The organism is Rhodoferax sp. GW821-FHT09E07 (assembly GCF_059416145.1).
The window spans coordinates 369,424-385,737 of the sequence record NZ_JBWKOP010000003.1; the positions used below are offsets into that span (position 1 = coordinate 369,424).

Genomic DNA, 16,314 nt, shown 5'->3' on the forward strand with positions numbered 1-16,314 from the left:
TGCAAGAATCACGCCTTACAACCCCAGATCGCTCAGCCCCGGATGGTCATCAGGGCGACGGCCCAGGGGCCAGAAGAATTTGCGGTCGGTCGCCTGGATCGGTTGGTCATTGATGCTGGCGTGGCGATGGGTCATCAGGCCGTTGGCATCGAACTCCCAGTTTTCGTTGCCGTAGCTGCGAAACCAGTTGCCCGCGTCGTCATGCCACTCGTAGGCGAAACGCACGGCGATGCGGTTGTCCGCATGGGCCCAAATTTCCTTGATCAACCGATAGTCCAACTCGCGCATCCATTTGCGCTCCAGCAGTGCCTGTGCGGCCTCTCTGCCCACAGGGAATTCGACGCGGTTGCGCCAGCGTGTATCCGTGCTGTAGGCAAGCACCACACGCGCCGGGTCACGCGAGTTCCAGGCATCTTCAGCCAGGCGAACCTTCTGTATGGCGGTGGCAAGGGTAAATGGGGGCAGTGGCGGGCGGGGTTCCATGGGTAGCAGACCTTTTCAAAAGTAATGGAAGGCATGTAGACAGACTTGTCTACATACAAATGCTAATCGATGTAGACAGACTTGTCTACAATATTGGCATGTCGTTATTCCCCACCCCCGCATTGAAAGACCTGCCACCCCGTGAGCGAATCTTGCTGACAGCGCACCAGCTTTTCTACAGCGAGGGCATTCGGGCCACGGGTATCGACCGCGTGATTGCAGAGTCGGGCGTGGCCAAGGTGACCTTCTACCGCTGCTTCCCCAGCAAGAATGAGTTGATCCAGGCCTTCCTCACCTACCGACATGAAATGTGGATGGGTTGGTTTACGGATGCCCTGCACCGCTATGGGACCAAATATGCAGGCACGGATGCCCTGGTGCCTGCGCTGCGCGAGTGGTTTGAAGACGAGGGTTTTCGGGGCTGCGCGTTTATCAACAGCGTGGCGGAGCTGGGCGCAACGCAGCCAGAGGTGATAGACATTGCACGTATGCACAAAGAAAGCATGACGGCAGCCGTGGCCACACTGCTTCCTCCCTCCAGGCATCGACAGAAGGACGCACAAGCGGTGGCACTGGCCATTGACGGTGCGATTGTGCAGGCCCAAGGCGCGCAAAGCCCGGAGGCGGCGTTGACCAACCTTGCGCACCTCTTGCGTGCGCTTCGGGCTACGCGGACTACTTTGGCAAGAACAGCAGCCAGTACACCAGCAGAAAATTCAGCAGCACCGACACGCCCAGCGCGACCTTCCAGATAGCCGTGGGGTCGCGCTGCATCAGCGGTGTGGCCATGGGTGCATTTAGCGGGCGGCTGGCGCCGCGCTCCAGCGCCAGCAGGAATTCTTCCGCTGTCTCGAAGCGCTGACGCTGGTCGCGGGCCACGGCCTTTTGCAGCACGTGGTCCAGCCAGATGGGCACCTCGGGGTTGTGGCGGCTGGGGGGCGTGGGGTCGCGGTAGTAGCGACCCACCTGGTAGGGCAGCACATCGCCATAGGGCAGCTTGCCGGTAAGTAGTTGGTAAAGCGTCACGCCCAGCGCAAACAAATCACTCTGTGCATTGGGAAGTTGGGCTTCGCCGTCCTCCGCTTCCGTCTTGCCATTACCAGCCTTGGTGCGAAAGCCCCACTGCTCGGGGTTCACGTAGCTGGGCGTGCCCGCGTGCAGCGCCCGCATGGCGGCGGGTTCACGCCCGCTCAGGGCGACACCCAGGTCCAGCACGCGCAGCACGCCGTCGTCACCCAGGTGCAGGTTGGCGGGCTTGATGTCACGGTGCACCACGCCCTGCCGGTGCAGGCGCGCCAGCCCCTTGAGCGCCTGCATGGTGTAGCCCAGCGCCACGGCCGGTGCCACGCGTGTGTGGTGGTCCAGCTGCTGCTGCAGGGTCTCACCGCCATGCCAGTCATACAGCACATAAAACGCCGAACGCTCACGGCCATTGGGCAAGCGCTCGTGCACGGCCACCAGGTGGTCCGCTGCGCGGGATGAATGCATGCGCAGCGCCAGCCACGCCTCATGGGCCAGCATGGCGCGTTCTTCCTGGTCGTGGGCGCGGGCGGTGTTCAGGGTCTTGAGGGCGTACAGCGTCTGCGTCGCTGGGTCACGCACCTGGTACAGCACATTGATGCCGTTGTCGGCAATGGGCGCCGTCACGACAAAACCGTCCAGCGTGTCGCCGACTTTCAGCTTTGCGGGTATGGGCAAGGCCTCGGCCCGGCGGTTGGCATCGGCCAGCGTGGCCTCCAGAAGCCCCTGCACGCGCACCACCATGGCGGACACGTTGTCGTTGCTGCCCCGGGTCAGCGCCAGGTCCACCAGCTTCTGGGCGGCGTCACGCGCGTCCGCCATGGCCGCATATTCGGGCAGACGGCGGGCCGCCACTTCGCCGTGCACACCGTCGGTGAGCAGAATGAACACATCGCCCACCTGCAGGTCACCCTGGAGGTAGTCCACCACCAGGTGGTCTTCGGCCCCGACGGAACGCAGCAGCTGGTGTTTAAGGTCCGGGTGGTTGACCACATGGTCTTGCGTGAGCTGGGTAGCCTTGCCGTCGCGCACCAGGTAGCAGCGCGCGTCCCCCACATGGGCCAGCGTGTACGAGTGGCCGCGCAGCACCAGCGCGGTCAGCGTGGTCAGGCCCATGGCGGGTTGGCGCCGCCGGTTGATGCCACACAGCCAGGCGTTTTGCGCAGCGATGATGCGGTCCAGGGCGACGGTTGTGTCCCAGGTCTCGGGGGTGCCAAAGTAGTCGCGCACCAGGCTGGTCACCGTGGTCTGCGCAGCCTCGCGGCCCATGCCGCCAGCGCTCACGCCGTCGGCCATGGCGACGATGGAGCCCATGTCTTCCTGCCCCTGGGTGGGCAGCATGGCGGCGCAGAAGTCTTCGTTAAGAGGTTTGCGCCCGGCCTGGGATGCAAAGCCAATGTCTATGTCAAAAGCCATGCACCAAGATAAGCAATTTCAGTGCCGAATTCTGCTGCAACGCACCAAAATCGTGCGGGTTAACCCTTGGTCCAGCCTCATCCCACTAGCATTTGCATGCTGTGTTCGTAGTGGCCCGACAGCTGTTCGAACAGGCCCAGCAAGGTCTCGCTGCCAGCCGCCAGGTCTTCCAGGCGAGCGCCGCGCTTGGCGGGACTGAGGCGTTGGGCGTCTTGGGCCGCGGCCACCATCTGCAGCCACGCCACGCCCGCAGCGCCCAGAGCCTCGTGGATGGCGGGGGTGCTCAGGGGCAGGCCATTCAGGTAAGTGAGCGCTTTTTCGAAATCTTGCTGGGCAGCGCGCATACTGGCCTGGGCCAGCTCCACAGCAATGCCCTGGCTCACCAGCGCCAGCAACGCGTATTTGCCATAGCGCTGCGACAGCATGCGCTGGCGTCCGGCCAGGTTCAGCACTTGCAGCGGTGCGGCCGCGCCCGAGCTCTCCAGGCTGGCGGTCAGGCGCTCGGCGCCCATCAGCAGGGCCTCGGCCTCGCGCTCCACCACATCCGTGCCACCTGCGGTTAACGCGGCCTTCAGCAGCTCCCAGGTTTGGGCCACCTGCCCCAGCAGATCGCCATAGGTGGGCTGCGACAGGTTTTTGCGTAGCAGCGCAAAGTTGCTATCCACCCACTGCACCGAGTCCTGCAACAGGGCAGCATGGTGCACGGTCTGCACCTGCATGGCCTGCAGCAGGTGCAACTTGACCAGGCGCTGCGACAACATGCGCAACTGGCCCGACCGGTTCACCGCTTCGGCAAAGTGGGCCGACTGGATGATGTGCTGCGACAACTGGCCCATGCGCTGGTTGGAACTCATGGCGGCCGAGCGCAGCGTGCGGAAGGCGTCGTCGTCCGACAGGCTTTGGGCCCGCATCAGAATGCCCTTGGCCCGGTCCACCGCCTTGCGCTCCTCGAAGCGGGTGGCCAGTTCTTCATAGGCTTGGCGCTGTTGCTCGGCCTTTTGAAACCGTGCCTGTGCCAGATGGATAAGCGGGCGCAGCCGGTTAGCCCCATAGCCATTCACCACATAGGCATGCACGCCGCACTCGGTGGCCTGCTCGATATGGCTGGCATCACTGTCATTCGTGAACACGATCAACGGGCGTGGCACGGTTTGCCTCACCACTTGCAGCGCCTGGAACCACGCGCTGGTGGGCAACGGCACATCGCAAATCACCACATCTGGTGCGTGCAGCACCACGCCCTGCACCAACTTGCTGCAATCATCGACCGTGGCCAGCACCGAAATGCCCACCGCCTGCAGGTCAGCAGCCAGCGTGGGCGCGGTCTTTTGGCGGGCGGAACACAGCAGGGCGGAGGTCATGAAAATTCAGTTTCAGCTAGGAATAACGGGGCTTGCGGGGCCTTGGGTGCCACGCAATTCGCACACCACCCACACCGGCAGAGCGGGTGACCGCGAACAGGTGCCGATCATATGGCACAGCTCTTGCATTGGCTGAGCCGGGCGCAACGACGCGCTCAAACGAGATGACAGCCATGCCGGTTCTGCGCACAACGACGTCGCGCAGTCGCAGTCTGTCCAACGCCAGTGCTTGCTGGTGCGCCTTTGCAGAAGGCGCAGATCTCCTCTACCCCCTATTTTTGGCATGTGGCACCGCCGCATCCCGCAAAGTCTTCTCGTCCTTGGAGTGGCTACTATGAAAAAATCGAAACTGGTAATGATTGGCAACGGCATGGCCGGTGTGCGCACCCTTGAGGAACTGCTCAAGGTAGCCCCGGACCTGTACGACATCACCGTCTTTGGTGCCGAGCCCCACCCCAACTACAACCGTATCCTGCTCTCCCCCGTGCTGGCCGGCGAGCAGACGCTGGACGAGATCGTGCTGAACTCCTTCGAGTGGTACGCCGAAAACAACATCACGCTGCACGCCGGCAAAAAAGTGGTGGAAGTGGACCGCGTGAAGCGCATCGTCAAAGCCTCTGACGGCACCGAGGCCGAGTACGACCGCCTGCTGATCTGCACCGGCTCCAACCCCTTCATCCTGCCCATTCCCGGCAAAGACCTGCAAGGCGTGATCGCCTACCGCGACATTGCCGACACCAACGCCATGATCGAGGCGGCCACCAAGTACAAACACGCCGTCGTCATCGGCGGAGGCCTGCTGGGCCTGGAGGCCGCCAACGGCCTGATGCTGCGCGGCATGACGGTGAGCGTGGTGCACGTGATGCCCACGCTGATGGAACGCCAACTGGACACCGTGGCCGGCGGCCTGCTGCGCAAGTCACTGGAAGAGCGTGGCCTGAACTTCCTGATGGGCGCACAAACCCAGGAATTGGTGGGTGGCGACGATGGCCGCGTGAAGGCCATCAAGTTCAAAGATGGTTCTGAGGTGCCAGCCGACCTGGTGGTGATGGCCGTGGGCATTCGCCCCAACACCGAGCTGGCCGCCAGCATGCGCTTGCATGTGGACCGCGGCATTGTGGTGACCGACACCATGCAGACCGTGACCGACGCCCGCATCTACAGCGTGGGCGAATGCGCGGCCCACCGCGGCATCGCCTATGGCCTGGTGGCCCCCCTGTTTGAGCAAGCCAAGGTGGCCGCCAACCACCTGGCCATGTACGGCATTGGCCGCTACACCGGCTCGCTGACCTCCACCAAGCTGAAGGTCACTGGCATCGACCTGTTCTCGGCCGGCGACTTCACCGGCGGCGAAGGCACCGAAGAGATCGTGATGAGTGACCCCTTTGGCGGCGTGTACAAAAAGCTGGTCATCAAGAACGACAAGCTGGTGGGCGCCTGCATGTACGGCGACACCGTGGACGGCAGCTGGTACTTCAAGATGCTGCGTGACGGCCGCAGCATTGCCGACATCCGCGACAAGCTGATGTTTGGCGAAAGCGGCTCCAACATCGGTGACGTGGGCCACCAGGGGCAGAACAAGGCCGCTGCCATGGCGGACAGCGACGAGGTCTGTGGCTGCAACGGCGTGAGCAAGGGCACCATCTGCAAGGCCATCAAGGAAAAAGGCCTGTTCACCCTGGACGAGGTGAAAAAGCACACCAAGGCCAGCGCGTCGTGCGGTTCCTGCACCGGACTGGTGGAACAGATCATCATGTTCACGGCCGGTGGCGACTACTCCGCCACGCCCAAGAAGAAGGCCATGTGCAGCTGCACCGAGCACAGCCACCAGGAAGTGCGCGACGCTATCTTCAAGGAAAAATTTCTCACCATCGCCCAGGTGCAACAAGGCATGGGCTGGAAGACGCCCAACGGCTGCTCCAGCTGCCGCCCTGCGCTGAACTACTACCTGATCAGCAGCTGGCCCAAGGAAGCCAAGGACGATCCGCAAAGCCGCTTCATCAACGAGCGCAGCCACGCCAACATCCAGAAGGACGGCACCTACTCCGTCATCCCGCGCATGTGGGGCGGTGAGACCACGGCCAACGAGCTGCGCAAGATTGCCGACGCGGTGGACAAGTACAAGATTCCCACCGTCAAGGTGACCGGTGGCCAGCGTATCGACTTGCTGGGCGTGAAGAAGGAAGACCTGGTAAGCGTGTGGAAGGACATTGGCATGCCCAGCGGCCACGCCTACGCCAAGGCCTTGCGCACGGTGAAGACCTGCGTGGGCAGCGAATGGTGCCGCATGGGCACGCAGGACAGCACGCAAATGGGCAAGGACCTGGAGCGCGCCCACTGGCGCATGTATGCACCGCACAAGGTCAAGTACGCCGTCTCCGGCTGCCCCCGCAACTGTGCCGAAGCCGGCATCAAGGACGTGGGCATCATTGGCGTGGACAGCGGCTGGGAGATGTACATCGCCGGCAACGGTGGCATCAAGACCGAGGTCGCGCATTTCTTCGTCAAGCTCAAGACGACTGAAGAAGTGCTGGAGTACACCGGTGCCTTCATGCAGCTCTACCGCAAGGAAGGCTGGTACCTGGAACGCACGGTGCACTTTGTCAGCCGCGTGGGCCTGGACTATGTGAAGAAGCGCATCCTGGAAGACGCCGAGGGCCGCAAGGCCTTGAACGAAGAGCTGCTGTTCGCGCTGGACGGCGAGCCCGATCCCTGGTTTGACTTCCAGGACGCGCAGGTCGACACCCGCCAGTTCGAAGCCGTGAAAGCCTGAGGGCCACTGCCATGCAACGCAGAACCCTGATTGCTGTGGCCGCCGCCGGTGGGCTGGGTCTGGCACTGCCAGCCCAGGCCCAGGTGGTGGACCTGAGCGACGCCATCAACAAGGCGGGGCGCCAGCGCATGCTGAGCCAGCGCATGGGCAAAGCCTGGCTGGCCCTGCTGCAAAACGTGGAGAAGACCAGTGCGCAGTTGGTGCTGGACAAGTCCATGGCGCTGTTTGACCGCCAGCTGGCCGAGCTCAAGGGCTTTGCCCCCACACCTGACGTGCAGGCTACCTACGGCAAGCTCGACGCGGCCTGGTCCGAATACAAGACCGCGCTGGTGGGCAAAGCCCCCACGCGCGAAAACGCCGGCAGCCTGCTGCAGCTGGACGCCAAGGTGCTGGCCCTGGCCCACCAGGGCACGGTGCAGTACGAGGCGGCCTTCGCCAAACCGGTGGGCAAGCTGGTGAACGTCGCCGGGCGCCAGCGCATGCTGAGCCAGCGCATGGCCAAGTTCTACCTGGCCGCCACGTTGCCGGTGGATGCCAGCGCGGCCACGGCTGAGATTGCCAAGGCACGCAACGAGTTCACCGCCGCCATGGAGCTGCTGCGCAACGCGCCCGAAGCCACCGCCCGCATCAAGGACGAACTGATGCTGGCCGATGCACAGTGGGTGTTCTTCGACATGGCGCTGCAGAAACTGCAAGAAGGCGCGCAGCGACCCAAGCCCATGGCCGATGTGTTTATCAGCAGCGAAAACCTGCTGGCGGTGATGGACCGGGTGACCGGCATGTACTCCGGCCTCAAAGCATAAACATCAACGAAACAGGCCTCTAGCCCCCGTATTTATTGCGCTAGCAGCTCTCAAAACAATAGCATTAGGAAGAACGAAATGACCGAATGGACCCTGATCTGCAAGATCGACGACATCCCCGTGCTGGGCTCGCGCCGTGTAGAACGTGCCAGCGGGTTGGACGTGGCGGTGTTCCGCAACACGCAGGACGAAGTGTTTGCGCTGCTGGACCGCTGCCCCCACAAGGGCGGGCCGCTCTCGCAAGGCATCGTGTTTGGCACCAGCGTGGCATGCCCCTTGCACAACTGGACCATTGGCCTGTGCGATGGACAGGCCAGCGCACCTGATGAAGGCTGTACGCCCAAGTTCGAAGTGAAGCTCGACGGCGGCCAGGTTTTCCTCAAGTCTGCTGAGCTGCAAGGCCATGCCACCGACCTGGTGCGCCCCATCGCCGGCCCCCTGCGCCGCAACGCCACCGCCTGACCCTACAAAGAAGGACACGTAAGCATGACCGAAACGCGCTCCACCTGCCCGTACTGTGGTGTGGGCTGTGGCGTCATCATCGAGTCGCAGGGCGCGCAAATCACCGGCGTGCGGGGCGACCCGGACCACCCGGCCAACTTCGGTCGCCTGTGCTCCAAGGGCTCCACGCTGCACCTCACCGCCAGCGAACCCGTCACCCTGCAAACCCGGCTGCTGCAGCCATTGCAGCGCCTGGAGCGCGGCGCCGCACCCCAGCCGGTCTCCTGGGGCAGCGCGCTCTCCCTGGCCACCGACCAGTTCGCCAGCGTGGTGCGCGACCACGGGCCCGACGCCGTGGGCTTCTATGTCAGCGGCCAGCTGCTGACCGAGGACTACTACGTCTTCAACAAGCTGGCCAAGGGCCTGATCGGCACCAACAACATCGACACCAACTCGCGCCTGTGCATGAGCAGCGCCGTGGCCGGCTACAAGAAGACGCTGGGCGCCGACGCCCCGCCCGCCTGCTACGACGATGTGAACCACGCGCAGACGATCTTCATCGTCGGCTCCAACACCGCGTTCGCCCACCCCATCCTGTTCCGCCGCATCGAAGACGCCAAGCGCAAGAACCCCGCGCTCAAGATCGTGGTGGCCGATGTACGCCGCACCGACACGGTGGAGCTGGCCGATCTGTTCCTGCAAATCCAGCCCGGCACCGATGTGATGCTGTTCCACGGCATGCTGCACCTCATGCTGTGGGAAGGCTGGACCAACCCCGCCTTCATCGCCGAGCACACCACTGGCTTTGAAGACCTCAAGGCCACAGTGCGCGACTACACGCCAGAGGCCGTGGCCCAGACCTGCGGCATCCGCAAGGAAGACCTGCTGGAAGCCGCGCGCCTGTTCGCCCAAAGCCCAGCCACGCTGAGCCTGTACTGCCAGGGCCTGAACCAGTCCAGCGCCGGCACCGCAAAAAACACCGCCCTCATCAACCTGCACCTGGCCACCGGCCAGATCGGCATGCCGGGCGCCGGCCCCTTCTCGCTGACCGGCCAACCCAACGCCATGGGCGGACGCGAAGTGGGCGGCCTGGCCAACCTGCTCTCCGCCCACCGCGACCTGGCCAACCCCGCGCACCGGGCCGAAGTGGCCGCGCTGTGGGGCGTGCCCGATGTGCCTGCCACACCGGGCAAGACCGCCGTGGAAATGTTCCAGGCAGCAGCTGATGGCGAAATCAAAGCGCTGTGGATTGCGTGCACCAACCCCGCGCAAAGCATGCCCGACCAGGCCACGGTGCGCCGCGCGCTGGAGCGTGCCGAGTTTGTGGTGGTGCAAGAGGCCTTTGCCACCACGGCCACCGCGCGCTACGCCGACCTGCTGCTGCCCGCCACCACCTGGGGCGAAAAAGAAGGCACGGTCACCAACAGCGAACGCCGCATCTCCCGCGTGCGCGCCGCCGTGCCCGCACCTGGTGCGGCCGACACCGCCCCGCGCCACGACTGGGCCATTGCCACCGACTTTGCGCAGCGCCTGGAACGTGCGCTGGGGCGCGACACCGCCAAGGGCACGCTGTTCCCCTACCCTACGGCCGAATCGGTGTGGAACGAGCATCGCGAATCCACCCGCGGCCGCGACCTGGACATCACCGGCATGGACTACGCCCAGCTGGACGCCAAGCCCCTGCAGTGGCCCATGCCCGAGGGCGCCAGCGCTGGCAAGGCACGGCTGTACGAAGACGGCGTGTTCCCCACCCCCGATGGCCGCGCGCGTTTTGCCAATGTGGACTACAAACCCGTGGCCGAACCGCGCGAGGCGCGCTACCCCTTCAGCCTGACCACGGGCCGCCTGCGCGACCAGTGGCATGGCATGAGCCGCACCGGCACGCTGGGGCGCTTGTTCGGCCATGTGCGCGAGCCTTCGATCCAGATGCATCCGCAGGACATGGCGCGCCGCCTGCTCAACGAGAACGACTTGGTGCACGTCACCTCTCGGCGCGGCTCCATCCTGGTACCGGTGCAGGCCAGTTCCGAGGTGGGCTTGAGCCAGGTGTTCATGGCCATGCACTGGGGTGAAGAATATTTGAGCGGCGTGAGCGCCACAGGCACCCGCCTGGCCGGGGTCAATGCACTCACCACCTCAGCCTACTGCCCGGACTCCAAACAGCCCGAGTTCAAGCATGCAGCCGTCAAGGTGCTTAAGGCCGACATGCCCTGGACCCTACTGGCCATTGCCTGGCTGCCCGCCGACAAGGTGCTGGCCGTGCGTGGCGCACTGCAAACGCTGATGGGCCGCTTTGCCTACGCCAGCTGCGTGCCGTTTGGCGGCGCAGGAGATTCCAAGGGCCATGAGCGCAGCGGCGTGTTGTTCCGCGCGGCCCACACAGAGGCCGCTTCCGACGAGGTGCTGCAAGAGATCGAAGCCCTGCTGCAACTCAACGGCCCTGATGTGGTGCGCTACGCGGACAAGAAACGCGGCCAGCGCCGCGCCGTGCGCCTGCAGCGCGCCACGGTGAATGCCACGCTGGAAGCCTTCATGCTGGCCGGTGATACGCGCGCCCAAAGCTGGATGACCACGCTGCTGCAGGACGAGCAGCCCGCACAGAACTACGGACGTGCCTTGTTGGCGCCCGGTGCCACGCCGCCCCTGCCCGTGCAGTCACGCGGCAAGGTGGTGTGCACCTGCTTCAACGTGACCGACAGCGCCATCGACGCCACGCTGGCCAATTGCACCGGTTTTGCGGCCGACCGACTGGCCACGCTGCAAGGCGCGCTGAAGTGCGGCACCAACTGCGGCTCGTGCGTGCCCCAGCTGCAACGCATGGTGCGCGCCAGCATGGAGCCGAGCACCGCCTGAGTCACGGACAATCGCCCCATGGCTATTGGCAACTACATCAAAGAAATCGGGCGCGGCAAAGACGGCGCCCGTCCCCTCACCCGCGCACAGGCAGACGATTTGTTCGGCCAGGTGCTGGACGGCACGGTCACTGACCTGGAGATAGGCGCCTTCTGCCTGGCCATGCGCATCAAGGGCGAGACGGCCGACGAGATGGCTGGTTTTCTGGACGCCACGCGCCGCCGCATGGCCCTGCTGCCCGCCAGCGCCCAGCCCGTGGTCGTCATTCCCAGCTACAACGGTGCGCGCAAGCTGCCGCTGCTCACGCCGCTGCTGGCGCTGCTGCTGGCACGTGAAGGTTTGCCCGTACTCCTCCACGGCGCAGCCACCGAAGACCGCAGGGTTTTTATCTCCGAAGTGCTCGCAGCCCTCGACATACCTGCGCAAGCAGCTATCAAATCCGTAGCACCTGGCACGGTGGACTTTGTGCCCACCGCACTGCTCTGCCCCGGCCTGCAGCGCTTGCTGGACGTGCGCCGCGTGGTGAATCTGCGCAACCCAGCGCACAGTCTGGTCAAGCTCATGAATCCGGTGGATGGCCCCGCGCTGCTGGTCAGCAGCTACACGCATCCCGAGTACGCCATCTCCATGGCTGAGACGCTGGCCCTGATGCAATCCAACGCGCTGCTGATCCGCGGCACCGAGGGCGAGGCCGTGGCCGACCCGCGCCGCACGCCCAAGATGCAGGCCTTTGTGAACGGCCAGTCCACCGACCTGCAGGCCTACCAGGCCGGCTCACTCACCGAGTTGCCTGAACTCCCCACCAGCACCGATGCGGCGACGACGGCCGCGTACATCCGCGCCGTATTGGCCGGCGGCCAACCTGTGCCAGCCCCCATTGCGCACCAGGTGGCGCACATTTTGCAAATACACCGCAACCTATGACACACGATCTCTCCAGCACCCCCTCCAGCGGCCATGTCACCCTCGTGGGGGCCGGCCCTGGCGACCCTGAACTGCTCACGCTCAAGGCTCTCAAGGCCATCCAGCAGGCCACGGTGCTGCTGGTGGACGACCTGGTGAACGAGGCCATCGTGGCCCATGCACAACCCGGCGCACGCATCATCCACGTGGGCAAGCGCGGGGGCTGCAAGTCCACACCGCAATCCTTCATCGAACGCCTCATGATCACCGCCGCACAAGAGGGCGAGAACGTGGTGCGCCTCAAGGGTGGCGACCCCTTCATCTTCGGCCGCGGTGGGGAAGAGGTGGAGCATCTGCAAGACGCCGGAGTCCGCGTCTCGGTGATCAACGGCATCACCGCGGGCCTGGCCGCCGTCACCTCACTCAACGTGCCGCTCACCCACCGCGAGCACGCGCACGGCGTGGTGTTTGTCACCGGCCATGCCAAGCCGGGCGACGCTGGCACCGACTGGCCCGCACTGGCCGCCGCCGCCCACCAGGCCAAGCTCACGCTGGTGATCTACATGGGTGTGAGTGGCGCCGCCGATATTCAGCATGGCCTGCTGCAGGGCCTGCCTGCCGATACGCCTGTGGCCATCATCCAGAACGCCAGCCTACCCACGCAGCGCCATGCGGTGTGCGCACTGCACGCGTTGCAAGCCACCATTACCCATGAACAACTGGCCAGCCCCAGCGTCATCGTGGTGGGTGATGTGGTGTGCGGCATCCAGGCCGCGGGTGCTTTAGAAACCTCCCGGGAGTTGACTAAACTGCAGGCCTATTGATAACAAGGGGAGGCTCTGCATGCTGGAGAAATTGAACGAACTCACGGAGAGCCACGGCTCCCTGAAACGCGGCCACGGATTGGTGTCCGGTGTGATCGCGCTGTCGCTGGGGATTCTGTGTTTTCTGGGCGTGCTGGCCTTCCACTTTCCGCAGTACCTCACCACCCCCATGCTGCGCCAGAGCTACGACGTAGACATGATTCGCAAGGTCATGTTCGCCGCCATGGTGATCGCCGGCGGCATGTCGTTGGTGAACGTGCTGTTCAACCGTGCACGCTGGCTGTCGGGTTTTGCATTTCTGCTGGTGGCCCTGACCGCCGTGCTCGGCGGCAGCAAGGTGCCGGTGAATGACTTTGCCGACAACACGCCCTACATCGGGCTGGACTGGTTCATTCTGGACTTGCTGGGCTCCTCGCTGATCTTCATCTTCGTGGAAAAGCTGTTTGCGCTGCGCAAGCAGCAGCCCGTGTTCCGCCCCGAGTGGCAGACCGACTTCCACCACTTCATCGTGAACCACATGGTGGTGGGCTTCATCATGCTGGCCACCAATTTGCTGGTGCACAAGCTGTTTGGCTGGGCCGCCAAGGATGGCATCCAGGCCTGGGTGCGCGACCTGCCTTTTCTCGCCGGCGTATTGCTCATCATCCTGGTGGCCGATCTGGTGCAGTACTGGACACACCGCGCCTACCACGAGGTGCCCTTGCTGTGGCGCCTGCATGCCGTGCACCACAGCACCAAACACATGGACTGGCTGGCCGGTTCGCGCCAGCACATCGTCGAATTGCTGATCACACGCACGCTGGTGCTCGCACCCATCTTCGTGCTGGGTTTTTCCAAGGATGTCATTGACACCTACATCGTCATCGTCGGTTTCCAGGCGGTGTTCAACCACGCCAACGTCAGCGTGCGCCTGGGGCCGCTGCGCTACCTCATCGTCACGCCCAACTTCCACCACTGGCACCACTCCCAAGATGACGAGGCCATCGACAAAAACTACGCCGCGCACTACGCCTTCATCGACTACCTGTTCGGCACCGCCGTGAAATCGGACCGCAAGTGGCCAGACCAGTACGGCGTGGTGGGCGACTACGTGCCCAATGGCTTCATCAAGCAGTTCAAATTTCCCTTTGTGTGGAAGGGCTAGAAAATATTAGGGTTAATACTTAGTTCGGGCATCGTTTTTGCTTGAGGAACTCCACGCAAAAGGAGTTCCCCATGATGACCACCAGCCTTGCCACGTCCCCTGCGTCCACCGTACTTCCCGCCCGCGCGACACCCTACCGGGCACCGGCCACGGGCCCGATTTCCGACCTGAACCTCGCGGCGCGCCAGCGCATGCTGTCACAGCGCATGGTGATGCAGACCTTGCTCGCCGCCAACGGAGACACCCGCCAGCTGGACGCCGCGCGCAGCACCTTCCAGCTGTTCTGCGACAGCCATGCACGGTTGCTGGGCACCATCCAGAACTACGACGCCCCCAGCGCACAGCGCCTGCGCAACGCCTATGAAGGCGCACAGGGCGTGAACGCCACCATCCAGGCGTTCATCGACCTGATGCGCACCGCACTGGACCACATCGCGCGCCAGTCGCGCCAGACCACGGTGATTCTTGAAAACATCGTCGACTCCACCGACGGTGTACTCGAAGCCCTCAACGCAGCGACCACCGCGTTTGACGTGGTGACCAAGGCCAAGGCCGACCTGCTGTTCAAGGAACTCACGGGCATCGTCTCCGACATCCACACCATCGCCCGCGAGGCCAAGGTAGTGAGCTTCAACGCCCAGGTGATGGCCGCACGCGCCGGACAGCAAGGCCGCGAGTTCGCCGTAGTGGCCAATGTGCTCTCGGGCATCAGCACCGAGATCGACGGCCTGTCGCGCAAGGCGATTGATCTGGCCGACCGCAACCGCCAACACGCATGACTTTTCACCCCTAGTCCTTCGCCGGCCCGCGACCGGCGCGCGGATGCCCGCTGACCGGCGCGATTTCGCGAACGCAGAGAGTATGAGCGCCGGACTGCGGGCATCTGCGTGCCGCGGCGTACCCAGATAGTTTTGCCACGCGTCCTCTACACTGCCGCCATGCACAGTTTTGACGTGGTGATCGTGGGTGCCGGGGCTGCCGGTTTGTTTTGCGCCGGGGTGGCGGGCCAGCTGGGCCTGAAGGTGCTGGTGGTCGACCACGGCGAGAAAGTGGCCGAGAAAATCCGCATCTCGGGCGGTGGCCGCAGCAACTTCACCAATGTGGATGTCAGCGCAGCCAACTTCCTCAGCGAGAACCCGCGCTTTGCCAAGTCGGCGCTGTCCCGCTACACGCCAGCCGACTTCATCACCCTGGTAAAGAAGCACGGCATCGCTTTCCACGAAAAACACAAGGGCCAGCTGTTTTGTGACCGCTCGGCCGAAGACCTCATCGCCATGCTGCTGGCCGAGTGCGCTGCGGGCGGTGTGGAACGCTGGCAGCCCTGCAACGTCAAGTCCATACGATTTTCAGCCACCAGCCCCCATGGACATTGCCCGAGCAGCTATGAAGTTGAGAGCGACCGTGGAGCCATCCATTGCGGCGCAGTGGTCATCGCAACAGGCGGCCTGTCCATTCCCAAGATCGGTGCCAGCGACTTTGGCTACCGTGTGGCCAAACAGTTCGACCTGCCCGTGGTCACGCCCCGCCCGGCCTTGGTGCCACTGACCTTTGACGAGGCCGCCTGGGCCCCGTTCGCCCAGCTCTCGGGTCTGTCGCTGCCCGTGGACATCGCCACCGGAACCAAAAAGGCCAGCATGGCGTTCCGGGAAGACCTGCTGTTCACCCACCGCGGTCTCAGCGGCCCGGGCGTGTTACAGATCTCCAGTTACTGGGCGGAGGGCACCCCCATTCGCCTGAATCTGGCGCCCGGCACCGATCTGGCCAAGCACCTGGCCGAGGCCAAAGCCACCTCGCGCAAACGCATTGCCAACGAGCTGGCAGGCCTGGTGCCCAGCCGCCTGGCCGATACCTGGGTGGAACAAGGCAAGAGCTGGGGCCACGACTGGCAGCGCCCGGTGAACGAGGCCAGCGACAAGGCCCTGAACGCGCTGGCCGAGCACCTGAGCCGCTGGGAAATCACCCCCACGGGCACCGAGGGCTACCGCAAGGCCGAGGTGACGGCGGGCGGCGTGGACACCAAGGTGCTGTCCAGCCAGACCCTGGAAAGCCGCCAGCCGGGCCTGTTTTTCATTGGCGAGGTGGTCGATGTGACCGGCTGGCTGGGCGGTTACAACTTCCAGTGGGCCTGGTCCAGCGCCTATGCCTGCGCATATGGGTTGGCAGCGCGCCATAAAACGCTATAATTGCAGGCTAATCTGGCAGTCTCCTCATCGGCCAATACTAGTTATAGATGAGGAAATACCGCTGAACGTGGCGTGTGGGGCCCGATCTTCCCCCCATGACTGGCGACAGC

At 64.1% G+C, this 16,314-nt stretch carries 13 protein-coding genes; 10 read left to right on the top strand and 3 right to left on the bottom strand.

Annotation, left to right across the window (positions count from 1 at the left end; all coding sequences use genetic code 11):
* Positions 1–15: 15 nt before the first annotated feature.
* Positions 16–483, bottom strand: a complete 468-nt coding sequence (locus tag AC07OE_RS07555) for a nuclear transport factor 2 family protein (RefSeq protein WP_495069942.1) — start codon at positions 481–483, stop codon at positions 16–18.
* Positions 484–581: 98 nt separating this feature from the next.
* Between AC07OE_RS07555 and AC07OE_RS07560 the strand changes: the two genes are divergently transcribed.
* Positions 582–1,238 carry a TetR/AcrR family transcriptional regulator gene (locus AC07OE_RS07560; RefSeq protein ID WP_495069943.1) on the top strand — a complete coding sequence of 219 codons (657 nt, stop codon included), beginning with the start codon at positions 582–584 and terminating at the stop codon, positions 1,236–1,238.
* On the opposite strand, the gene AC07OE_RS07565 is transcribed toward AC07OE_RS07560, so the two are convergent.
* Positions 1,159–2,919 carry a bifunctional protein-serine/threonine kinase/phosphatase gene (locus AC07OE_RS07565; protein ID WP_495069944.1) on the bottom strand — a complete coding sequence of 587 codons (1,761 nt, stop codon included), beginning with the start codon at positions 2,917–2,919 and terminating at the stop codon, positions 1,159–1,161. The two genes, AC07OE_RS07560 and AC07OE_RS07565, sit on opposite strands and share 80 nt — an antisense overlap.
* A gap of 77 nt (positions 2,920–2,996) precedes the next feature.
* A complete protein-coding gene (locus AC07OE_RS07570; protein ID WP_495069945.1) occupies positions 2,997–4,280 on the bottom strand; it encodes a type IV pili methyl-accepting chemotaxis transducer N-terminal domain-containing protein in 1,284 nt (427 codons plus the stop codon).
* Between the two features lie 334 nt (positions 4,281–4,614).
* Here AC07OE_RS07570 and nirB point away from each other — a divergent pair, with 334 nt between their 5' ends.
* The 9 genes from nirB to AC07OE_RS07615 all read left to right on the top strand — a co-directional run bounded on the left by nirB (position 4,615) and on the right by AC07OE_RS07615 (position 16,204).
* Entirely contained in the window at positions 4,615–7,053 is a 2,439-nt protein-coding gene (gene nirB / locus AC07OE_RS07575; RefSeq protein ID WP_495069946.1) for a nitrite reductase large subunit NirB, read from the top strand.
* Between the two features lie 11 nt (positions 7,054–7,064).
* Positions 7,065–7,856: a type IV pili methyl-accepting chemotaxis transducer N-terminal domain-containing protein gene (locus tag AC07OE_RS07580; RefSeq protein ID WP_495069947.1), complete on the top strand. Its 792-nt coding sequence runs from the start codon at positions 7,065–7,067 to the stop codon at positions 7,854–7,856.
* A 78-nt stretch (positions 7,857–7,934) separates the two neighbouring features.
* Complete coding sequence (nirD, locus tag AC07OE_RS07585) at positions 7,935–8,318, top strand: nitrite reductase small subunit NirD (RefSeq protein WP_495069948.1); 384 nt, start codon at positions 7,935–7,937, stop codon at positions 8,316–8,318.
* A gap of 24 nt (positions 8,319–8,342) precedes the next feature.
* Positions 8,343–11,150 (top strand): nitrate reductase, encoded by a 2,808-nt coding sequence (locus tag AC07OE_RS07590; protein ID WP_495069949.1) that lies wholly within the window; start codon positions 8,343–8,345, stop codon positions 11,148–11,150.
* Positions 11,151–11,168: 18 nt separating this feature from the next.
* A complete protein-coding gene (gene ybiB, locus AC07OE_RS07595; RefSeq protein ID WP_495069950.1) occupies positions 11,169–12,074 on the top strand; it encodes a DNA-binding protein YbiB in 906 nt (301 codons plus the stop codon).
* Positions 12,071–12,877: a uroporphyrinogen-III C-methyltransferase gene (gene cobA, locus AC07OE_RS07600; protein ID WP_495069951.1), complete on the top strand. Its 807-nt coding sequence runs from the start codon at positions 12,071–12,073 to the stop codon at positions 12,875–12,877. Before ybiB ends, cobA begins: the two co-directional genes overlap by 4 nt.
* A 19-nt stretch (positions 12,878–12,896) precedes the next feature.
* Entirely contained in the window at positions 12,897–14,021 is a 1,125-nt protein-coding gene (locus AC07OE_RS07605; RefSeq protein WP_495069952.1) for a sterol desaturase family protein, read from the top strand.
* A 71-nt stretch (positions 14,022–14,092) separates the two neighbouring features.
* A complete protein-coding gene (locus AC07OE_RS07610; RefSeq protein WP_495069953.1) occupies positions 14,093–14,800 on the top strand; it encodes a methyl-accepting chemotaxis protein in 708 nt (235 codons plus the stop codon).
* A 159-nt stretch (positions 14,801–14,959) separates the two neighbouring features.
* On the top strand, positions 14,960–16,204 hold the full coding sequence (locus AC07OE_RS07615; protein WP_495069954.1) for a BaiN/RdsA family NAD(P)/FAD-dependent oxidoreductase: 1,245 nt from the start codon (positions 14,960–14,962) through the stop codon (positions 16,202–16,204).
* Positions 16,205–16,314: the final 110 nt, after the last annotated feature.

What these genes read in the sequence shown, in the direction of transcription:
- AC07OE_RS07555 (WP_495069942.1), bottom strand. Translation starts at nt 483, where the DNA reads ATGGAACCCCGCCCGCCACTGCCCCCATTTACCCTTGCCACCGCCATA.
- AC07OE_RS07560 (WP_495069943.1), top strand. Translation starts at nt 582, where the DNA reads ATGTCGTTATTCCCCACCCCCGCATTGAAAGACCTGCCACCCCGTGAG.
- AC07OE_RS07565 (WP_495069944.1), bottom strand. Translation starts at nt 2,919, where the DNA reads ATGGCTTTTGACATAGACATTGGCTTTGCATCCCAGGCCGGGCGCAAA.
- AC07OE_RS07570 (WP_495069945.1), bottom strand. Translation starts at nt 4,280, where the DNA reads ATGACCTCCGCCCTGCTGTGTTCCGCCCGCCAAAAGACCGCGCCCACG.
- nirB (WP_495069946.1), top strand. Translation starts at nt 4,615, where the DNA reads ATGAAAAAATCGAAACTGGTAATGATTGGCAACGGCATGGCCGGTGTG.
- AC07OE_RS07580 (WP_495069947.1), top strand. Translation starts at nt 7,065, where the DNA reads ATGCAACGCAGAACCCTGATTGCTGTGGCCGCCGCCGGTGGGCTGGGT.
- nirD (WP_495069948.1), top strand. Translation starts at nt 7,935, where the DNA reads ATGACCGAATGGACCCTGATCTGCAAGATCGACGACATCCCCGTGCTG.
- AC07OE_RS07590 (WP_495069949.1), top strand. Translation starts at nt 8,343, where the DNA reads ATGACCGAAACGCGCTCCACCTGCCCGTACTGTGGTGTGGGCTGTGGC.
- ybiB (WP_495069950.1), top strand. Translation starts at nt 11,169, where the DNA reads ATGGCTATTGGCAACTACATCAAAGAAATCGGGCGCGGCAAAGACGGC.
- cobA (WP_495069951.1), top strand. Translation starts at nt 12,071, where the DNA reads ATGACACACGATCTCTCCAGCACCCCCTCCAGCGGCCATGTCACCCTC.
- AC07OE_RS07605 (WP_495069952.1), top strand. Translation starts at nt 12,897, where the DNA reads ATGCTGGAGAAATTGAACGAACTCACGGAGAGCCACGGCTCCCTGAAA.
- AC07OE_RS07610 (WP_495069953.1), top strand. Translation starts at nt 14,093, where the DNA reads ATGATGACCACCAGCCTTGCCACGTCCCCTGCGTCCACCGTACTTCCC.
- AC07OE_RS07615 (WP_495069954.1), top strand. Translation starts at nt 14,960, where the DNA reads ATGCACAGTTTTGACGTGGTGATCGTGGGTGCCGGGGCTGCCGGTTTG.